This window comes from Mycoplana sp. MJR14 (genome assembly GCF_029210525.1).
Classification (GTDB): domain Bacteria; phylum Pseudomonadota; class Alphaproteobacteria; order Rhizobiales; family Rhizobiaceae; genus Mycoplana.
In genome coordinates, this window is sequence record NZ_JARGEO010000010.1 from 63,262 (window position 1) to 83,732 (window position 20,471).

A 20,471-nucleotide genomic window follows, 5' to 3' on the forward strand; every position below is an offset into this window, starting at 1 on the left:
CGGTGTCGCCTCGTCAGCTTGCTGCCGGGCCGTCACCGATCTTCAGGGGCCCTCAGACGCGGTTGATGGAGACGCCGCCATCGGCCAGCATCGCCGTGCCGGTGGTGAAGCTGGAAGCGTCCGAGCAGAGGAACAGCGCTGCCTGCGCGATCTCCTCCGGTGCTGCGATGCGTTTGAAGGCGTTGAGTCCGGCGATGAATTCGCGTGCCTCCGGCGTGTTCGCTACCGCTCGCCCCATTGGCGTGTCCGTCGCACCCGGCAGCAGCGCGTTCACGCGAACGCCCCTTTGGCCGTATTCGGAGGCGAGCACCTGCACGAGGCCGATCAGGCCGGATTTCGAGGCGGCATAGGCCGCAAGCCCCGGAAAACCGGCCGTGTAGCCGACGAAGGTCGACGTGAACACCACGGCGCCGCCGCCGCGCGCCTCCAGGGCCGGCAATTGATATTTCGCGGCGAGGAAGGCGCTGGTGAGGTTCACGTCGAGCACCGCCTGCCAATCCGCTGCGGCAAGAGCGGGCAGGGGGCCGATCGGGCCGGTGGTGCCGGCATTGTTGAAGGCGATGTCGAGGCCGCCGAACTCCGCCTGCGCCGCATCGACCAGCGCCCGGTGATGGGCCTCGTCGCTGACGTTGCCGGGCACGGCGATCGCCGCGCCGCCGGCCGCGCGGACGTCGGCTGCGACGGCGTCGAGCCGTTCACGCCCGCGGGCGGAAAGCACGAGCCTGGCACCCTGTCGGGCGAAGAGAAGGGCGGCGGCGCGGCCGATGCCGGAGCTCGCGCCGGTGATGATGGCCACCTTGTTGTCGAGACGGGACATGGGGTTCTCCCTGGATGGTTTCTGCGGGGCCTGGTGTCGCAGAAGCCCGGGGCGGGAACCACCCGATTCCCTTGCTCGACGAAAAAGGCCCGGCGGAGACCGGGCCTTTCGAGTTCTCTATCTGGGACGGCTCAGAAGAAGCCGCGGCGCTGCCACCAGCCGCCCTTCTTGGGCTTTTCCGGTTCGTCTTCCGGCGTCGCTTCCTTCGTCGTCGAAGACTTCACCACCGGCTCCGAGGCGATCTTGGAGAGGTCGCGGTTGGCGCGGACCGGCTTGGCCGGCGCGTCCAGATCGGCGGAGGCCGCCTCGACCGCGGGTTCGCTGGCCGCTTCGGCCGGCGCCTGCTCCTCGACCGCGGCCTGGGCTGCGGCGTCGGGTGCTGCGGCTGCCTCTGCGACTTCGGGCTCGTCGGCGGTCTTCGCCTTGGCCTTGCGGGTGCGGCGTGCCTTCGGTGCGGGTTCCGCCGTCACCTCGGCCACGACTTCGGCCTCGCCGGGGACGGGCTGGCCCTCGATGGCCGCTTCCGCTGCAGCGTCGAGGTTCACGTCCGCGGCAACAGCCACCTCGACCGTGCCTTCGGCTTCGTCCTCGTCACCTGCGTCGTCTCCGGCACCGGCCAGAGCCTCGCCCTCTTCACCGCGGTTGCGGCGGCCGCCACGCTTGCCGCGACGGCGGCGCTTGCGCTTCTGCTGGTCGCCGTCGGCGGCAACGGAGACGGTCTCGGTCTCGCCCGCGGCTTCGCCTTTGCCCTCGTCGCCGTCCTCATCCTCGTCGCCCGGCTGCTCGCCGCCGAAGGAGGCGGTGTCGCTGCCTTCGGCCGCTTCCTGGCCGCCACGGCCGCGGCGGCGGCGACGCCGCTTGCGCTTGCGGCCGGCCTGGTCGTCGGCGGTGGCTGCGGCAGCCGCTGCGGCCGGCTTCGCGGCCTCGGCTTCCTCGTCGATCTCTTCCTCGATGACGATGTCGTCGTCTTCATCGGGCTCGGGCACGAACTGGACGAACTGGTCGATCTTGACCGGGTTCTCCACCGGCTCGCCGCGGTCGATCGCGAAGTGCTGCGCACCGACATGGGCATCGGCGTCGATGACGATGTGGACCCCGAAGCGGGCCTCGTAGTCGCCGATCGTGCCGCGCTTGTGGTTGAGCAGGTAGAGCGCGATGTCCGGGGTCGTCCGTACGGTGATGTTGTGCGTGGTGTTCTTCAGCAGGTATTCCTCGATGCCGCGCAGGACGTGCAGCGCCACGGAGGATTGCGAGCGGACATGGCCCGTGCCGTTGCAGTGCGGGCAGGTCTGCATCGTGCTTTCGAGCACCGAGGCGCGGATGCGCTGGCGCGACATCTCGAGCAGGCCGAAATGCGAGATGCGTCCGACCTGGATGCGGGCGCGGTCGTTCTTCAGATGGTCCTTGAGACGCTTCTCGACGGCGCGGTTGTTGCGCTTCTCCTCCATGTCGATGAAGTCGATGACGACGAGGCCGGCAAGGTCGCGCAGGCGCAGCTGCCGCGCCACTTCCTCGGCTGCCTCGAGGTTCGTCTGCAGCGCCGTCTCCTCGATCGAATGCTCGCGGGTGGAGCGGCCGGAGTTGACGTCGATCGAGACCAGCGCCTCGGTCTGGTTGATGATGATGTAGCCGCCGGACTTCAGCGTCACCTGCGGCTGCAGCATCCGGTCGAGCTGCGCCTCGATGCCCGAGCGCGAGAAGATCGGGTGGATGTCGCGATAGGGCTGAACCACCTTGGCGTGGCTCGGCATCAGCATCTTCATGAAAGCCTTGGCTTCCTTGTAGCCTTCCTCGCCGGCCACGACGATCTCGCTGATGTCCTTGTTGTAGAGGTCGCGGATCGAGCGCTTGATCAGCGAGCCTTCCTCGTAGACGAGGCAGGGCGCCGTCGAGTTCAGCGTCAGCGTGCGCACGTTCTCCCACAGGCGCATCAGGTATTCGAAGTCGCGCTTGACCTCGACCTTGGTGCGGTTGGCGCCGGCGGTGCGCAGGATCACGCCCATGCCCTGCGGCACCTCGAGATCGCGGGCGATCTCCTTCAGGCGCTTGCGGTCCTGCGGGTTGGTGATCTTGCGGGAGATGCCGCCGCCGCGGGCGGTGTTGGGCATCAGCACCGAGTAGCGGCCGGCGAGCGAGAGGTAGGTGGTGAGTGCGGCACCCTTGTTGCCGCGCTCTTCCTTGGCGACCTGCACCAGCAGGATCTGCCGGCGCTTGATCACTTCCTGGATGCGGTACTGCTTGCGCGGGCGGCGGGCGGCGCGGTCGGGAACTTCTTCCATCGCGTCTTCGGCGCCGACCGATTCGATCACTTCCTTTTCTTCGTGGTGATCGTCGTCGTCATCCTCGTCGTCGCCCGGGCGCTTGCGCACTTCCTCGGAGATCACGTCGGTATCGACGGCGGCGGCCATGTCGCCGGAGGGCGTCTTGCCGTCCTCGTCGTCGGCAGCGGCGCCTTCTGCGGCCTCGTCCTTGGCGGCGGCCTTCTTGGCGCGCGGCTTGCGCGGCTTTTTCGCCTTCGGCTTGGCTTCTTCCTCGACGGGCGCAGCCTCGACCTCTGCGGCCGCTTCCGCCGCCGGCTCCGCCTCGACGGCCTCGACCGGGGTCACGGCTTCGGCCTCAACCTCGACCGGAGCCTCCTGCTTGATCTTCACCGGCTGGGCGGGGACCGGTGCGGTCTCGACATGCTCGATGTCGTCGTCGCGGCGGGCCTCCTCGGCCTCGGCGCGCAGAAGCGCCTGCCGGTCGGCCAGCGGGATCTGGTAGTAGTCGGGGTGGATTTCGGCGAAGGCCAGAAAGCCGTGCCGGTTGCCGCCGTAGTCGACGAACGCCGCCTGCAGCGACGGTTCGACGCGTGTCACCTTGGCAAGGTAGATGTTGCCGCGGATCTGTTTCTTGTGCTGAGATTCGAAATCGAATTCTTCTATGCGGTTGCCGCGTACGACAACGACGCGCGTCTCCTCTGCATGAGACGCATCGATAAGCATTTTGTCTGCCATGAAAGTTCTGCTCCTCGGCGCAGGCCAGGCCTGTCTGGCGACCGCCCGCCGAAAGGCGGGGGACCGGAGGATGGGAGCGCTGCGCCGGATAAGTGATTCCCCGTCGGGGCTGGATGAGCGGGCTGCGGCCAGACAACGGCTGGTACGAACACGCACCGGAGCCTGTTAACCTCTGACAAATACCGCAGCGACAACATCAACGTCCAAACGAGAATGCCAATGCCATAGACCCAGGGGGTCCGATGAAGCGGGCGTGAATGCCCATGGTGGATATCCACCGTTGAAATGGTCCGGCCACCGCCGGATTACCGCGATTCCATATGCTGGGAAGAAGCATTGCGACGGCGGATGAAGGCCAGTTTCGGCGCCAAATCCAAGTGGTTGGCTGCCCGCCTGCGGCTTCTATCCCGTCTGTACTTTTCCCTGAAATCGCTTTTATGTTCAATATGTCACAATGGCAAGGAAAAAGCCCGGACCGTCACAATTATGATCGAATCCGACCGGATGGAGTTAGCCCGGTCCGGCGTGGAGTGCGGGCGGGTGGTAAGTTTTGGTTAACCCTGCGAAGGCAAGTTGGTGCGCGGGCGACCCCGTGTCGCAACTGGCGCGCAGGGCCGAATCGCGGTCATATCCCGGCGCCAAAACGGCTCAGAGACGGTGCAGATTTTTTGACGGGGGAGTGACCGGGTGAAGGTCGAAGCGGCAAGGCGGCGTTCTGCGATGCATCGGCTGGCCGGTGCCGCGTGGCTTCTTGCCGGCATGCTCGCCCTGGCGCCGGCGCCCGCCGGTGCGGCCGAGACGGACGTGGCGACGGCCTCCATCCCGGCCGACGTCTCGCCGCTCGTGGCCTATTCCGGGCGGATCGCCGGCGACGACGCCCGCACGCGCCTGATCCTCGACTTCGACAGGCGGCCGGAGATTTCGGTCCACTACGTCGCCAATCCCTACCGCATCCTGATCGATCTGCCCGACACGGTGTTTGCGCTGAAGAAGGACGAGATCGCCGCGCGCGGCCTGTTCTCCGACATTCGCTACGGCGGCATGGCTGCCGGCAAGTCCCGCATCGTCCTCACCGCCGACCGGCCCGCGAGCGTCGTCGCCTCCGAGGTGCGCAAGGAGGAGGGCGGCAGCTACCGGCTGGTGGTCGATACCGCGATCGTGACGGAGGACGCCTTCTCCAAGCTCATCAGCGGCCAGACCTGGAAGGATGCCGCCGCCGTGACCGAGACGGCCGGCGGTCCCGTGCTGCCGGGGGCGGCCGCCGACGATGACGGATCGTTCGTAATCGCGGTCGATGCCGGCCACGGCGGCATCGACAACGGCGCGCAAGGGGCGACGACGGGGACCCACGAGAAGGCGGTGACGCTCGCCTTCGCCCGGGAGCTGACCGCCGCCCTCAACGCCGGACCGACGACCAAGGCGGTCCTGACCCGTGACAAGGACGAGTTTCTCTCCCTGTCGCAGCGCGTCCAGCTCGCCCGCAACCAGGGCGCCAACCTTCTCATTTCGATCCATGCCGACACGCTGCGGCAGAAGGACATCCGCGGCGCCACCGTCTACACCATCTCCGACAAGGCCTCCGACAGCCTCGCCGCCAACCTCGCCGCCCGCGAAAACCTCTCCGACGAGATCGCAGGCATGCCGTTCCAGGACGAGCCCGCCGAGGTGGCCGACATCCTGATCGACCTCACCCGCCGCGAGACGCAGGCCTTCTCGATCAACCTCGCAAACGAGGTGGTCGGTGCCTTCGAGGGCGAGGTGAAGCTGATCAACAACCCGCATCGCCACGCCGGCTTCCGCGTGCTGACCGCGCCGGACGTCCCCTCCGTCCTCCTCGAGCTCGGCTTCCTGTCCAACAAGGACGACGAGCAGCTTCTGCTCGACCCCGCCTGGCAGAAGAAGGTGGCCGGCCTGATCGCCGAGGCGGTGCAGCGCTACCGCTCGTCCGTCATGGCCAACGGCGGCTGACGGGGCAGGGAGGGGCGGCCGCGGCCGCGCCTCATGCAGGCCCGCATGTGCCGAAAAAGTGACAATACGGGCAATTGTTTCGTGGCCTTCGCGCGTTGTTTGCAGTAAGCCCTATTTTCCTCACATTCGGGGCTCTAGTCGGGGTCATATATTCGGGTGACTCGATGGCGAATTCTGTGGGTCGCCTGCCGCGATGGCCGAGATCGCCAGCAGCCGCTTTCGACGCGGCGCGTCTCCATCGTCCCGGCTGATGCAATGATAGGATACCGGTAACGGCAAATGATCAGATTGATTGGATATTTTTTCGGGATTGGCACCGTCTTCTTTCTCGGTGTGGCCGCGATCGTCGCGGTCTATCTCGCCAACGTCTCGAAGGATCTGCCCGATTACGAGGTATTGAACAGCTATGCCCCGCCGGTGACGACGCGCGTGCACGCCGCGAACGGCGCGCTGATGGCGGAGTACGCGCGTGAGCGGCGGCTCTACCTGCCGATCCAGGCCATTCCGGATCGGGTGAAGGCGGCCTTCCTGTCGGCCGAGGACAAGAACTTCTACAACCACCCCGGCGTCGACGTGACCGGCCTGTTCCGCGCGATCGTCACCAACCTGCAGCAGATGGGCTCGGGACGCCGTCCGGTCGGCGCGTCGACCATCACCCAGCAGGTCGCCAAGAACTTCCTCCTCTCCTCCGACCAGACCATCGACCGCAAGGTGAAGGAGGCGATCCTCTCCTTCCGCATCGAGCAGGCCTATTCCAAGGACCGCATCCTCGAGCTCTATCTCAACGAGATCTTCTTCGGGATGAACTCCTACGGCATCGCCGGCGCGGCGCTGACCTATTTCGACAAGTCGGTGACCGAGCTGACGGTCGCCGAGACGGCCTATCTCGCGGCCCTGCCGAAGGGGCCGAACAACTACCATCCCTTCCGCCGCACCGAGGCTGCGGTCGAGCGGCGCAACTGGGTGATCGATCGCATGGTCGAGAACGGCTACGTCACCCGCAGCGAGGGCGAGGAAGCCAAGAAGCAGCCGCTCGGTGTGACGCCGCGCAACCGCGGCTCCTATCTCTTCGCCTCCGACTATTTTGCCGAGGAGGTGCGCCGGCAGATCATCGAGCGCTACGGGGACAATGCGCTCTACGAAGGTGGCCTGTCCGTGCGCACCTCTCTCGACCCGCGCCTGCAGGTCATCGCCCGCAAGGTGCTGCAGGGCGGCCTGATCAGCTACGACGAACGCCGCGGCTTCCATGGCCCGATCAAGACCGTCGAGATCGGCAGCGACTGGGGGATCGAACTGAGCAAGGTGCCCGCCTTCAGCGACGTGCCCGAATGGAAGCTCGCCGTCGTGCTCGCGACCGACGCGGACGGCGCCGACATCGGCCTGCAGCCGCGCAAGGAGCCGTCCGGCAAGGTGGCCGAGGAGCGCGTCACCGGCCGCATCCCGGCCGAGGCGATGAAGTGGGCCTACCGCTCGGCAAGGGGCGACCGCAAGTCGGCCCGTTCGCCGGAGGGCGTGCTGTCGCCGGGCGACGTGGTCTATGTCGAGCCGACCGAGACCGAAGGCAGCTACCGCCTTCGCCAGCCGCCGCGCGTGCAGGGCGGCCTGGTCGCGATGGACCCCCATACCGGCCGCGTGCTCGCCATGGTCGGCGGCTTCTCCTACGGACAGTCGGAGTTCAACCGCGCCACGCAGGCGATGCGACAGCCGGGCTCCTCCTTCAAGCCTTTCGTCTACGCCGCAGCGCTGGACAACGGCTACACGCCCGCTTCCGTGATCATGGACGCGCCGATCGAGATCGTCGCCGGCGGCGAGGTCTGGCGCCCGCAGAACTATGGCGGCGGCGCGGCCGGTCCCTCGACCCTGCGGCTCGGCATCGAGAAGTCGCGCAACCTGATGACGGTCCGCCTGGCCCAGGACATGGGCATGAACCTCGTGGCCGAGTACGCCGAGCGCTTCGGCGTCTACGACAAGATGAACCCGGTGCTGGCCATGTCGCTCGGCTCGGGCGAGACCACGGTGCTGCGCATGGTCTCGGCCTATTCCGTGCTCGCCAACGGCGGCAAGCAGATCAAGCCGTCGCTGATCGACCGGATCCAGGACCGCTACGGCAAGACGATCTATAGCCACGAGGAGCGCACCTGCGAGGGCTGCAATGCGGCCGACTGGGAGAACCAGGAGGAGCCGACCGTCATCGACAATCGCGAGCAGGTGCTCGATCCGATGACCGCCTACCAGATCACCTCGATGATGGAAGGCGTCGTCACGCGCGGCACCGCCGCCGGCAAGATCAAGCTCGACCGCCAGGTCGCCGGCAAGACCGGGACGACCAACGACGAGAAGGACGCCTGGTTCGTCGGCTATACGCCGGATCTCGTCGCCGGCCTCTATATCGGCTTCGACAATCCCGCCCCGCTCGGCCGCGGCGCGACCGGCGGTTCGCTGTCCGCACCGCTCTTCAACGACTTCATGCAGGCGGCGACCGAGGGCACCCAGCCCACCAAGTTCCTCGTGCCGGAAGGCATGCAGATGATCGCGGTCGACCGCAAGACCGGCATGGCCGCCGTCGAGGGCGATCCGGACACGATCATGGAAGCCTTCAAGCCCGGCACCGGGCCCGCCGACGTCTTCTCGGTCATCGGCGGCGAGGAATTCATGGAGCCGGAGGAGATCCTGCGCAACTCGCCGCAGGCCAACCAGGCGGTGACCGGTGGCCAGAGCGGCCTGTTCTGACCGGGCCCTTTCTCAGCTGTGATCCGATCGGTATTAAAAAGGCGGGCGTTCGCAAGCGCCCGCCTTTACATCCTCCGGCCATGTGACTATCTCACGGGCCAACTCGCAAACAACCGAAGAAGACGGATATGCGCGCGGAAATCGAGAAAGTAGTCGACGAAATCAAGCAGGCCATAAGCCTGCTGAGGAGGCATCTTTGACTGGGATCAGGCGGTAAGACGACTGGACTGGTTGAACAACAAGGCAGAGGATCCCAACCTCTGGAACGATGCCTCGGAAGCCCAGAAGCTGATGCGCGAGCGCCAGCAGCTCGACGACGGCATCAACGGCCTGCGCGGCCTCGAGCAGCAGCTGAAGGACAACATCGAACTCATCGAGCTCGGTGAGGAAGAGGGCGACGCCGACATCGTCAAGGATGCCGAGAACGCGCTCAAGGAGCTGCGCACGGAGGCCAACCGCCGCCAGGTGGAAGCCATGCTGTCCGGCGAGGCCGACAGCAACGACACCTATGTCGAAGTCCATTCCGGCGCCGGCGGCACCGAGAGCCAGGACTGGGCGAACATGCTGCTGCGCATGTACACCCGCTGGGCCGAACGCCAGGGCTTCAAGGTCGAGCTGCTCGAGATCCACGACGGCGAAGAGGCCGGCATCAAGTCGGCGACGATTCTCGTCAAGGGCCACAATGCCTATGGCTGGATGAAGACCGAGTCGGGCGTCCACCGGCTGGTGCGCATCTCCCCCTATGACAGCAACGCCCGCCGCCACACGTCGTTCTCCTCGATCTGGGTCTATCCGGTCGTCGACGACTCGATCAACATCGAGATCAACGAGAGCGATTGCCGCATCGACACCTACCGGTCGTCCGGCGCCGGCGGCCAGCACGTCAACACCACCGATTCGGCCGTCCGCATCACCCACATGCCGTCCGGTATCGTGGTGGCCTGCCAGCAGGAACGCTCGCAGCACAAGAACCGGGCGAAGGCCTGGGACATGCTGCGCGCCCGCCTCTACGAGGCCGAGCTGAAGAAGCGCGAGGAGGCGGCCAACGCCGAGGCTGCGTCGAAGACCGACATCGGCTGGGGCCACCAGATCCGCTCCTACGTGCTGCAGCCCTACCAGTTGGTGAAGGACCTTCGCACCGGCGTCGAGAGCACGTCGCCCTCCGACGTCCTGGACGGCGAACTCAACGAGTTCATGGAAGCGGCCCTTGCCCACCGGGTCAGCGGCGGCGCCGACGCGGTCGTCGAAGATCTGGCCTGACGGCTTACCCGACGGATCGATCCTTCAATGGTTCATGGCGGCCCCTTCGGGGGCCGCAACCGTTCCGGAGAAGGCCGGACTGCCAATTCCGCTGACGGCGACGCCGGCCCTGAGGCCCTGCCGATCGTCTCAGTTGCTCGCCTTCTCGATCTTCAGTTCGCCGAGATCGTCGATCAGCACCGTCCAGGCGGTCGATTCCGTCGCCTGCGGATCCGTCTTCAGGTAGACGGTGGCGAACATGCCCGGTTGCGCCTTCATCCCGTCGGAACTCTCGGGCCGGATGTCGGTGACATAGGCCTTCATCGTCGAGAATTCCTCGAGCTCCGTCGAAGAGGCGATCGCCGGGCCCTCCGCGGTGGCGGCGATCCGTTGCAGGTGGATCTGCGCGGTGCCGTCCGGCTGGCGCAGCGAAAACAGCTTGTAGTAGCCCCGCCGGACCGCCGACGCATCAGCTGCCGCAGCGCCGGAGGCGGCCGGATCGCCATCGGCGGCCGGCTGTTCCTCCCAGTAGCCGGTGCTGACGGCGAAGGTCACGTTCGCGGGCAGGGGCGAGGGCTCCTGTGCGGCAGCGGCCGGCGCGACGATGAGCAGAGCGAGCAGCGCGACGGCGGCGGATGAGGGATAGGACATCGGTTGCTCCTTTCGCGTCGGGCGCTTCTGGGACAGACGGTCCGCGCTAGTACTGGAACTGCTCGGACAGGATGCGCTCGGACCAGGAGTGGTCCGGATCGGACAGGATGATCGCCGTCGAGCTTTCCGACTGAGCGATCCGCACCGAGTGGACCGATTTGATCTCGGTGTAGTCGGCGACGGCGTTGACCGGCCGCTTCTCGGGTTCGAGGATCTCGATATCGACGGTCACATGGTTCGGCAGGAGCGCGCCGCGCCATCGCCGCGGCCGGAACGGGCTGACCGGCGTCAAGGCCAGGAGCGGCGCCTCGAGCGGCAGGATCGGCCCGTGCGCCGAAAGATTGTAGGCGGTGGACCCCGCGGGCGTCGCCAGCAGCAGGCCGTCGCAGATCAGTTCCGGCAGCCGCGTCCGGCCGTCGATGTCGACGCGCAGCTTGGCCGCCTGGTAGGACTGTCGGAAGAGGTAGACCTCGTTGATCGCCAGCGCCTCGCTGACATGGCCGTCGGCGTCGACGGTGCGCATTTCCAGCGGCCGGCAGATATTGGCCACCGCCCTTTCGATGCGGGCGGGCAGATCCGCCAGGCTGAAGCGGTTCATCAGGAAGCCGATCGAGCCGCGGTTCATGCCGTAGACCATCTTCCCGGAATTCATGGTCGTATGCAGGGTCTGCAGCATGAAGCCGTCGCCGCCGAGCGCGACGATCACGTCGGCTTCATCCGGCGAGGCGTCGCCGTAGCGTTCGACGAGCTCGCCGCGGGCCTGCTCCGCCTCCGGTGCCTGCGAGGCGACGAACGATAGCGATCGAATCTTGCGGCTCATCTTCTGCGCTTCTGCCTTCCTGCCCGACCGGCCGATGCGACCGGCGCCGGCAGGCGAACGGCCTGCGGGCAGGTCTTTTTGGCACGCCCCGCCGGCAAGCGCATCAAAATTTTCAAGGGCATGCTCCGCCGACGGCCGCGGCGCGGTGGTCGCGGAATTGCTCAACGCCCGTTCACGCAGTTGCGCGAAGAATGACGCCCGGTCCGCCGGAAGGTTTGCTGCAAAACCTTAAGTAAAGCTTGAGGTTTCGCGTCGAAAGGCATGATTTATATGGTGAGCGCGCAGGGATTCGAACCCTGGACCTACTGATTAAAAGTCAGTTGCTCTACCGGCTGAGCTACGCGCTCCCGAAAGCGGGCGGAAGGCCCTGGAAGTGGGCGGACATATAGCAGGCGTCTTTTTCCGGTCAACCCGTAAAATCGCGTCGAATCCGGGTTTTGCTGCATTTCGCCGCGGCCGTCGAAACGCGCTTGGCGCGGCCCGGCCGGGCGGCTATGCAAGCCATGGACACCGGCGACGGAACAGGTCAGCGCCGGCGGCGCAGAATGGTGGTAGTGGTGTCCGGATGAAATCGAGAAGAGGCGGGGTCCGCCCCCTGGCGGACGTGGCCCTGCCGCGGAGAAGCAGTTGTCGATTGCCGAAATTTCCCTCCTGAGCGCGCTTCTGGCCGGAACCCTGTCGTTCCTGTCGCCCTGCGTGCTGCCGCTGGTGCCGCCCTATCTGTGCTACATGGCGGGCATTTCCGTCGAGCAGTTCCGCAGCGGCACGGTCGCCGTCGACGACGGCCGCGCCCGCCGGGCGGTGATGTTCTCCGCGCTGTTCTTCACCCTCGGTTTTGCGACCGTCTTCGTGGCGCTCGGGGCCGGCGCCTCCACGATCGGCATGGCGCTCAGGCGTCATCTGGATATCCTGGCGCAGCTGGGCGGCGCCGTCATCATCCTGATGGGACTGCATTTTCTCGGCGTGCTCCGGATCGGCCTCTTCGCCCGCGAGGCGCGCTTCCAGGGCGGCGGCAAGCCGGCCACGCTGTCCGGCGCCTATGTGATGGGGCTCGCCTTCGCCTTCGGCTGGACGCCGTGCATCGGCCCCGTGCTGGGCGCGATCCTCGGCGTCGCCGCCGCCCGCGAGACGGTGGGCGAGGGCGCCGTCCTCCTGGCCGTCTATTCGCTGGGGCTCGCCGTCCCGTTCTGGATCGCCGCCGGCTTTTCCGGCGCCTTCATGCGGTTCCTGATGCGCTTCCGCAAACACCTCGGTACGGTGGAGCGCATCATGGGCGTGCTGCTCGTCCTCACCGGCCTCGCCTTCATGCTCGGCTATATCAGTTCGGTGGCGATCTGGTTCCAGCAGACCTTCCCGATCCTCTCGCAGATCGGCTGACGGGCGCCCGACCTTTTTTCCGCGCTCCGGTTCCGCAGGGCGCCAAGTTGCTGTAGAGCCGGTCGGAGACTTGAAGAGGACGTGCATCGGCGGGCGGCATGGCGGAAATAATGGGACTGGTCCTGCCGTTCTTCGGCATGATCCTGATCGGCTACCTCGCGGCGAAGATCACGCGCCAACCCGCCGCAGCGCTCGGCTGGCTCAACACGTTCATCATCTTCATCGCCCTGCCGGCGCTGTTCTTCAAGCTCGTGTCGAAGACGCCGGTGGAGCAGTTGACCCGCGTGGATTTTATCCTCGCCAATGTCAGCGCGACCTATCTGGTGTTCGGCCTGATCTTTGCGGTCGGCATCCTCCTGCGGCGTGCGACGACCGCCGAGGCCACCATGCAGGGCCTTGCCGCGGCCTACGGCAATATCGGTTTCATGGGCCCGGGCCTGGCGCTGCTGGCCTTCGGGGAGCCGGCGGCGGTCCCCGTGGCGCTGGTGTTCTGCTTCGAGAACATGCTGCATTTCATGGTCGCGCCGGCGCTGATGTCGTTCTCCGGCGGCGACAGGCGGCCCACCGCGGCGATCGTCCGGGACGTCGTCCGCCGCATCGTCACCCATCCGTTCATCCTGTCGACGGCGGTGGGTTTCGTCGCCGCCTTCCTGCATTTCGAGGCGCCGGCGCCGATGCAGCGGCTGATCGACTATCTGGCGCAGGCGGCAGCGCCCTGCGCCCTCTTTGCCATGGGCGTGACGCTGGCGCTGAGACCGCTGAAGCGGGTACCGGCGGAGATCGGCTACATCGTGCCGGCGAAGCTGCTCCTGCTGCCGCTGACGATGTACCTGCTCCTGGGTGCGGCCGGCAATTTCGATCCGGTCTGGGTCTACACCGCCGTGCTCCTGGCGGCGCTGCCGACGGCGACGAACGTCTTCGTCATCGGCGCGCAATACGGCGTCTGGCCGGAACGCGCCTCGGCGACGATCCTGATCACCACCGTGCTGTCGGTCGCGACCGTCACGATCCTGCTCTATGCGATCAAGTCAGGCCTGCTTCCGGGAGACCCTTTCCCTTAAAGTCTCGCGGACGGCCTTCCACGAGCCGCCCGGCTCGACGCCCTCGCGCATGACGACGCTGCGCAGCGGCCCGATGGCCGACAGCATGTGCAGGCCGGCGGTCCGCAGGATCTGCACCGGCAGGAAGCCGGACAGCAGCGAGCGGTTGAGCAGGTCAACGCTGAGGGTGCGGCTCTGGATGTCGGCGCGCCGGCTGCGGTCGAAGGCCTCGCCGATCGTGGCAGCGGACAGGGCGGGGGCGGAGAGCAGGTCGCGCAGCGCCATCACGTCGCGCAGGCTGAGATTGAGGCCTTGCGCCCCGATCGGCGGGAAGGCGTGCGCCGCCTCGCCGAGCAGGACCACGCGCCCCTTGCCGAAGCGGTCCGCCTGCATGCCGGAAAGCGGGAAGGCCTGCGGCGCGGCTTCGACCGTCACTTTGCCGAGCACCGACTGCATCCGGTCCTCGACCGCGCGGCTGAGCGCCTCGAGCGGCAGGGCCTGTGTGGCTTCGGCCTCCCTCGGCGACAGCACCCAGACGAGGCTCGACCGGCGGCCCGGCAGCGGCACCTGCGTGAACGGGCCGTGCTCGGTGTGGAACTCCGTCGACATGTTCGCATGCGGCAGTTCGTGGGTGAAGTTCAGCACCAGTGCGGTCTGCGGGTAGGTCCAGTTCCGGACCGCGATGCCGCTCTGGCGCCGCACCTCGGATTGCCGCCCGTCGGCGCCGGCCACCAGCCCGGCTGCGAGCGTTCGTCCGTCGGCCAGATGCAGTTCGGCGGCTGCCTCGGTCAGGACGAGCCGGTCGAGCTTGGTGTCGAAGCGGGTGATCGCCTGCTGCGCGGAAATCCGCGTCTCCAGCTCTTCCAGGAAGGGGGCGTTCGGAATGTTGTAGCCGAAGGCCGGCAGGCCGACCTCGCTGGAGCGGAAGCTGACCGGCGGGGCCCGGAAGAGCCGCCCGGTGCCGTCGAGGATGCGCATCGTCTCCAGCGGCGCGGCGACCCTGGCGATATCCTCGAAGAGCCCGAGGTCGCGGATGAAGTCCATCGATTGCGCCATCAGCGCCGTCGTGCGCCCGTCGGTGTGGCGGGCCGAAGGCGCCACCAGCGCCACGCGCCGCCCCGAATCGGCCAGCGCGAGAGCGGCGATGTTGCCGGCGAGCCCGGCTCCGACGATAGCGATATCAAAGGCTTCCATGCGAGGTGTTTCTTTCCGTTCATGCTTTCCCACAGAAATGCCCTGCAGGCTTCTGGCCGCAAACTACGCCCGGAATCGGCCAAAATCCATGGGTTGGAGCGCCCGGCGACGACGGCAGTTGGCCGCAGTTCCGGACGCGCATCCGGATTTCCGCTGGAAGCGGCCGCCAATCGGTGCATATTACCGGGCAAAATCCTGCTATGTCAGCGGGTCTTGCCATGCGGCGCAGCGGCCGGGGCGCTTGGGAGAGAACAAGGGCAAGCGATGAAGTTCTTCAATTACAGGCGCGTTCCCTACGCGGAAATTCGTGCCTTCTCCGTCCATATCCTGACGGCGTCGGGCTCGTTCCTGGCCTTTCTCGGCGTCGTCGCCGCCGCCGAGCACCGCTTCGTCGACATGTTCTGGTGGCTCGGCCTGGCGCTGCTCGTCGACGGCATCGACGGGCCGATCGCCCGCAAGGTGCGGGTGAAGGAGGTGCTGCCCAACTGGTCCGGCGACACGCTCGACAACGTCATCGACTACGTCACCTACGTGCTGTTGCCGGCATTCGCGCTCTACCAGAGCGGCATGATCGGCGAGCCGTGGTCTTTCGTCGCCGCCGGCGCCATCGTCGTCTCCAGCGCCATCTACTATGCCGACATGGGGATGAAGACGGAGGAGTACTTCTTCTCGGGCTTTCCCGTCGTCTGGAACATGGTCGTCTTCACCCTGTTCGTCATCAAGGCGAGCGAACTGACGGCATCGATCGTCGTCTTCGTCTCGGTATTCCTGACCTTCATGCCGATCAACTTCCTGCATCCGGTGCGCGTGGAGCGCCTGCGTCCGCTGAACCTGGGCGTCTTCTTCGCCTGGGCCGCACTCGGTGGCTATGCGCTGCTCCTGCATTTCGAGACGCCGCAATGGGTGGTCCTCGGCGTGGTCGGCACGGGCCTCTATCTCTATCTCATCGGCGCGATCCTTCAGATGTTTCCGCGCCTGGGCAAGCACTGATCCTGGAGACATGACATGACACAGGCCATCGTCGTCCGCTCGCTCGGCGGCCCGGAAGTTCTCAAGATCGAGGAGGTCGCGCTCGCCCCGCCCGGTCCGGGCGAGGTGCGCATCAAGCAGGCGGCGATCGGGCTGAACTTCATCGACGTCTATTTCCGCACCGGCCTCTACAAGACGGAGCTGCCGTTCATTCCCGGCAAGGAAGGCGCCGGCACCGTGACGGCGCTCGGCGAGGGCGTGACCGGCTTCGCCGTCGGCGACCGGGTCGCCTATGCGTCGGCGGAAGGGGCCTATGCGGCCGAACGCAACATCGGCACCGCCCACCTGGTCAAGGTGCCGGACGAAATCCCGCTGGAGACGGCGGCGGCGATGATGCTGAAGGGCATGACGGCGCAGTATCTGCTCTTGCAGACCTTTCCGGTGAAGCCCGGCATGACGATCCTGTTCCATGCCGCAGCCGGCGGCGTCGGGCTGATTGCCGGACAGTGGGCTAAGGCGCTGGGGGCGACCGTGATCGGCACGGCCGGGTCGAAGGAAAAGGTCGAGCTGGCGCTGGCGCACGGCTACGACCACGTCATCGACTACAGCCGGGAGGATTTCGTCGCCCGCGTGCTGGAGCTGACGGGCGGCAAGAAGTGCGACGTCGTCTACGATTCCGTCGGCAAGGACACGTTCCCGAAATCGCTGGACTGCCTGAAGACGCGCGGCATGTTCGTCTCGTTCGGCAATTCCTCCGGCCCGGTCGATGCCTTCAGCCTCGGCCTGCTCGCCCAGAAGGGCTCGCTCTATGCGACGCGCCCGACGCTGTTCCAGTATATCGCCACCCGGCCCGAACTGGATGCGTGTGCAAACTCGCTGTTTGATGTTGTGCGCAGCAGCAAAGTGCGTATCAATGTCAACCAGACCTATCCGTTGGCGGAAGCGGGGCGCGCGCACACGGATCTGGAAACAAGAAAAACAAGCGGAGCGACGCTGCTCATCCCCTGACGATGAAGGATCGGGGAGGGCCGCGAGAAGAGAGGGGCATAGTGTCAGTCGCAGGAGCGTCCGCGGGCAGCCCGTTGCTGGCTGTACGCAACCTGACGAAGCTTTTCGGCACCTTCGCGGCCTGCAACGGCATCGACCTCGACGTCCAGCCGGGCGAGATCCATGCGCTCCTCGGCGAGAACGGCGCCGGCAAGTCGACGCTGGTGAAGATGCTGTTCGGCGTGCTCGCGCCGACCGCCGGCGAGGTCCTCTGGCAGGGCGCGCCGGTCTCGATCGCAAGCCCCGGCGCAGCCCGCCGCCTCGGCATCGGCATGGTCTTCCAGCACTTCTCGCTGTTCGAGGCGCTGACGGTGGCCGAGAACATCGCACTGTCGCTTGATGGCACGATCCCGCTCGCCCGCGTGGCCGAGCGCGCCTCGGAGCTGTCGCACGCCTATGGTCTTCCGCTCGATCCGAAGGCGCATGTCGCCGATCTCTCGGTCGGCGAGCGCCAGCGCATCGAGATCGTCCGTGCGCTCCTGCAGAACCCGCAGCTGATCATCCTCGACGAGCCCACCTCCGTCCTGACGCCGCAGGAGGCGGACCGGCTGTTCGAGACGCTGTTCAAGCTGCGTGCCGAGGGACGCTCCGTCCTCTACATCAGCCATCGCCTGGAAGAGGTGCAGCGCATCTGCGACCGCGCCACCGTGCTGCGCCACGGCAAGGTGACGGGTGCCTGCGATCCGAAGAAGGAGACCGCGGCGTCGCTGGCGCGGATGATGGTCGGCGCCGACGTGCCGCATGTCAGCGCGGCCGGAACGAGCGCCAAGGGCGAGGTGCTGCTCGAGGCGCGTCATCTCAGCGTGCCGGCGCGCACGCCCTTCGCCGTCGCGCTCAAGAACGTCTGTCTCAAGGTCCATGCCGGCGAGGTGCTGGCAATCGCCGGCGTCGCCGGCAACGGGCAGGGCGAGCTGTTCGATGCGCTTTCGGGCGAATATCCGACAGCGGAGCCGGATGCGGTCCATATCCGCCAGCGACCTGTCGGTACGCGGGGCATCACCGCGCGGCGACTGCTCGGCGCGGGCTTCGTGCCGGAGGAACGCCATGGCCATGCAGCCGTGACCGGCATGTCGCTCTCCGACAATCTCGTGCTCGCCCGCAACCAGTCGGACCGCCAGGCGTTTCTCGGCGGCGGCGTGCTCGGCATCATCAAGTCCACGGCCGTGCGGATGGCCGCAAGGCGCATCTCCGAGGCGATGGACGTGCGCAAGAACGGCGAGGATCCGCCGGCCGGCTCGCTCTCCGGCGGCAACCTGCAGAAATTCATCGTCGGCCGCGAGCTCGACCGGCAGCCGTCCGTCCTCGTCGTCAACCAGCCGACCTGGGGCGTCGATGCGGGTGCTGCGAGCCGCATCCGCCAGGCGCTCGTCGATCTCGCCAAATCCGGCTCGGCCGTGCTCGTCATCAGCCAGGACCTCGACGAGATCTTCGAGGTTGCGACCGAGATCGCCGTCATCAGCGAGGGGCGGCTTTCCGACATCTACCCGGCAGGCGAGCTTTCGCGCGAGAAGATCGGCCTCTTGATGGGCGGTCTCTACGGCCGGGCCGAGCCGATGACGGAGGCCGCGCATGCGCATTGAACTGGAGAAGCGCCCGCGGGCCTCGGCCTTCTATGCCGTGCTGTCGCCGTTCATCGCGCTGCTTCTGACGGTGATCGCCGGCGGCGTCATGTTCTTCCTGCTCGGCAAGGATCCGGTCGCAGCCCTCTACAGCTTCTTCGTCGAGCCGCTGCTCGACGTCTGGTCGCTGCACGAGATCGCGATCAAGGCCGCCCCCCTGATCCTGATCGGCGTCGGCCTGTCGGTCTGCTACCGCTCCAACAACTGGAACATCGGCGCCGAGGGCCAGTTCATCATGGGCGCGATCGCGGGCGCGATCGTGCCGGTCGTCTTCCACGAGTGGCATTCGCCGCTGGTGCTGCCGCTGATGCTCGTCTTCGGCATGATCGGCGGCGCGCTCTATGCGGCGATCCCCGCCTTCCTCAAGGCGAACATGAACACCAACGAGATCCTGTCGAGCCTGATGCTGGTCTATATCGCCCAGCTCTTCCTCGACTGGATGGTGCGCGGCCCCTGGCGCAGCCCGGATGCCTACAACTTCCCCGTGACCCGCGATTTTTCGGCTGAGGCCGTGCTGCCGGAGATCCTCGAGTCCGGCCGCACCAATCTCGGCTTCGTCTTCGCCCTTGCGGCCGCGGTGCTGCTCTGGTTCATGATGCGCTACACGCTGAAGGGCTTCGAGGTGACGGTGCTCGGCCAGTCGGAGCGGGCAGGGCGGTTCGCCGGCTTCTCGTCGCGGCGGATGATCTGGTTCTCGATGCTCCTGTCCGGCGCGCTCGCCGGGCTCGCCGGCATTTCCGAGGTCAGCGGAAACATCGGCAAGCTGCAGCCGATCATTTCGCCGGGCTACGGCTTCACCGCCATCATCGTCGCCTTCCTCGGCCGGCTGAACCCGCTCGGCATCATCTTGGCCGGCCTGTTCCTGGCGCTGACCTATGTCGGCGGCGAGGCGGTGCAACTGACGCTCAGTGTCTCCGACAAGGTGACGCGCGTCTTCCAGGGGCTGCTGCTCTTCTTCGTGCTCTCCTGCGACACGCTGATCCTCTACCGGATCAGGTTCGTCTTTGCGGGCGCTGCGGTGCCGGCCGCGCAGCAGGGAGCCGAATGATGGGCATCGTCGAAGCGATCCTCCTGACCGTCATCACCGCCGCGACCCCGTTGGTGCTGGCAGCCCTCGGCGAACTCGTCACCGAGCGCGCCGGCGTGCTCAACCTCGGCGTCGAGGGCATGATGATCATGGGCGCGGTGCTGGCCTTCGCCGCCACCCAGGCGACCGGCTCGCCCTATCTCGGCATCCTCGCCGGCATCGGCGGCGGGGCGCTGTTCTCGCTCCTGTTCGGCTTCCTGACGCTGACGCTCGTCGCCAACCAGGTGGCGACCGGCCTGGCGCTGACGATCCTCGGCCTCGGCATTTCCGGGCAGATCGGCGAGGCCTATGTCGGCATGTCCGGCACCAAGCTGCCGCAGATCGCGATCCCGCTCTTGTCCGACATACCCTATCTCGGGCCGCTGCTGTTCCGGCAGGACCTGATCTTCTACATCTCGATTGCGCTGGTGATCGGCGTCAACTGGTTCCTGTTCAGGAGCCGCGCCGGGCTGAAGATCCGCGCCATCGGCGACAACCATGCCTCCGCGCACGCGCTCGGCATCGGCGTCATCCGCACCCGCTACCTCGCCGTGATGTTCGGCGGCGCCTGCGCCGGTCTCGCGGGCGCCCAGCTGTCGCTGGTCTACACGCCGCAATGGGTGGAGAACATGTCGGCCGGCCGCGGCTGGATCGCGCTGGCGCTGGTGGTGTTCGCCTCGTGGCGCCCCTGGCGGGTGCTTGCCGGCGGCTATCTCTTCGGGGCCGTGTCGATCAGCCAGCTGCATGCCCAGGCACTCGGCCTCGGCATCCCCTCCCAGTTCCTGTCGGCGCTTCCCTATGCGGCCACGGTTGTCGTCCTCGTCCTGATATCGCACAATCGGCGCACGACGTTGATCAACACGCCCGCATCGCTCGGCAAGCCGTTCGTGCCCGATCGATGAAGAAGAAGCGACGGGAAAACCCACTCTCAAACCTAC

15 protein-coding genes and 1 tRNA gene are annotated in these 20,471 nt (G+C 66.7%); 10 read left to right on the forward strand and 6 right to left on the reverse strand.

What is annotated here, in order from left to right:
* Positions 1-52: 52 nt before the first annotated feature.
* Positions 53-817: an SDR family oxidoreductase gene (locus P0086_RS20205; protein WP_275788855.1), complete on the reverse strand. Its 765-nt coding sequence runs from the start codon at positions 815-817 to the stop codon at positions 53-55.
* A gap of 131 nt (positions 818-948) precedes the next feature.
* Entirely contained in the window at positions 949-3,813 is a 2,865-nt protein-coding gene (locus P0086_RS20210; protein ID WP_275788860.1) for a ribonuclease E/G, read from the reverse strand.
* A 720-nt stretch (positions 3,814-4,533) separates the two neighbouring features.
* Here P0086_RS20210 and P0086_RS20215 point away from each other — a divergent pair.
* The 3 genes from P0086_RS20215 (at position 4,534) to prfB (ending at position 9,771) form a co-directional block, all read left to right on the forward strand.
* Positions 4,534-5,781 (forward strand): N-acetylmuramoyl-L-alanine amidase, encoded by a 1,248-nt coding sequence (locus P0086_RS20215; protein WP_275788862.1) that lies wholly within the window; start codon positions 4,534-4,536, stop codon positions 5,779-5,781.
* A gap of 279 nt (positions 5,782-6,060) precedes the next feature.
* The gene (locus P0086_RS20220; protein WP_112599677.1) at positions 6,061-8,511 is read left to right on the forward strand and encodes a penicillin-binding protein 1A; all 2,451 of its coding nucleotides are present in this window, start codon (positions 6,061-6,063) and stop codon (positions 8,509-8,511) included.
* A gap of 128 nt (positions 8,512-8,639) precedes the next feature.
* Positions 8,640-9,771 (forward strand): peptide chain release factor 2 gene (gene prfB, locus P0086_RS20225; RefSeq protein WP_275788866.1). Its coding sequence is split into 2 segments (ribosomal slippage): positions 8,640-8,708 and positions 8,710-9,771, totalling 1,131 coding nucleotides; the frame shifts between segments, so codons are not numbered across the junction.
* Between the two features lie 129 nt (positions 9,772-9,900).
* Here the strand turns inward: prfB and P0086_RS20230 are convergent.
* The 3 genes from P0086_RS20230 to P0086_RS20240 form a co-directional block, all read right to left on the reverse strand.
* Positions 9,901-10,401, reverse strand: coding sequence for a hypothetical protein (locus P0086_RS20230; RefSeq protein ID WP_275788869.1), 501 nt, complete (start codon positions 10,399-10,401; stop codon positions 9,901-9,903).
* 46 nt (positions 10,402-10,447) lie between these two features.
* Positions 10,448-11,221, reverse strand: coding sequence for an NAD kinase (locus P0086_RS20235; protein ID WP_112599725.1), 774 nt, complete (start codon positions 11,219-11,221; stop codon positions 10,448-10,450).
* Positions 11,222-11,492: 271 nt separating this feature from the next.
* Positions 11,493-11,568: transfer RNA gene (locus tag P0086_RS20240), tRNA-Lys, on the reverse strand.
* A 280-nt stretch (positions 11,569-11,848) separates the two neighbouring features.
* Here P0086_RS20240 and P0086_RS20245 point away from each other — a divergent pair.
* Positions 11,849-12,598 carry a cytochrome c biogenesis CcdA family protein gene (locus tag P0086_RS20245; RefSeq protein WP_112599679.1) on the forward strand — a complete coding sequence of 250 codons (750 nt, stop codon included), beginning with the start codon at positions 11,849-11,851 and terminating at the stop codon, positions 12,596-12,598.
* Positions 12,599-12,696: 98 nt separating this feature from the next.
* Complete coding sequence (locus tag P0086_RS20250) at positions 12,697-13,659, forward strand: AEC family transporter (protein ID WP_275788873.1); 963 nt, start codon at positions 12,697-12,699, stop codon at positions 13,657-13,659.
* On the opposite strand, the gene P0086_RS20255 is transcribed toward P0086_RS20250, so the two are convergent.
* Positions 13,627-14,832, reverse strand: a complete 1,206-nt coding sequence (locus tag P0086_RS20255; RefSeq protein WP_275788876.1) for a UbiH/UbiF family hydroxylase — start codon at positions 14,830-14,832, stop codon at positions 13,627-13,629. The two genes, P0086_RS20250 and P0086_RS20255, sit on opposite strands and share 33 nt — an antisense overlap.
* 264 nt (positions 14,833-15,096) lie before the next feature.
* Here P0086_RS20255 and pcsA point away from each other — a divergent pair, with 264 nt between their 5' ends.
* The 5 genes from pcsA (at position 15,097) to P0086_RS20280 (ending at position 20,435) form a co-directional block, all read left to right on the forward strand.
* Positions 15,097-15,822, forward strand: coding sequence for a phosphatidylcholine synthase (gene pcsA, locus P0086_RS20260; protein ID WP_112599682.1), 726 nt, complete (start codon positions 15,097-15,099; stop codon positions 15,820-15,822).
* Between the two features lie 15 nt (positions 15,823-15,837).
* Positions 15,838-16,809 (forward strand): quinone oxidoreductase, encoded by a 972-nt coding sequence (locus P0086_RS20265; protein WP_112599683.1) that lies wholly within the window; start codon positions 15,838-15,840, stop codon positions 16,807-16,809.
* Between the two features lie 74 nt (positions 16,810-16,883).
* A complete protein-coding gene (locus tag P0086_RS20270; protein ID WP_275788881.1) occupies positions 16,884-18,428 on the forward strand; it encodes an ABC transporter ATP-binding protein in 1,545 nt (514 codons plus the stop codon).
* On the forward strand, positions 18,418-19,515 hold the full coding sequence (locus P0086_RS20275; RefSeq protein ID WP_275788883.1) for an ABC transporter permease: 1,098 nt from the start codon (positions 18,418-18,420) through the stop codon (positions 19,513-19,515). Before P0086_RS20270 ends, P0086_RS20275 begins: the two co-directional genes overlap by 11 nt.
* A complete protein-coding gene (locus P0086_RS20280; protein WP_112599685.1) occupies positions 19,515-20,435 on the forward strand; it encodes an ABC transporter permease in 921 nt (306 codons plus the stop codon). The genes P0086_RS20275 and P0086_RS20280 overlap by 1 nt, the downstream gene beginning before the upstream one ends.
* The last annotated feature ends 36 nt before the right edge of the window (positions 20,436-20,471 follow it).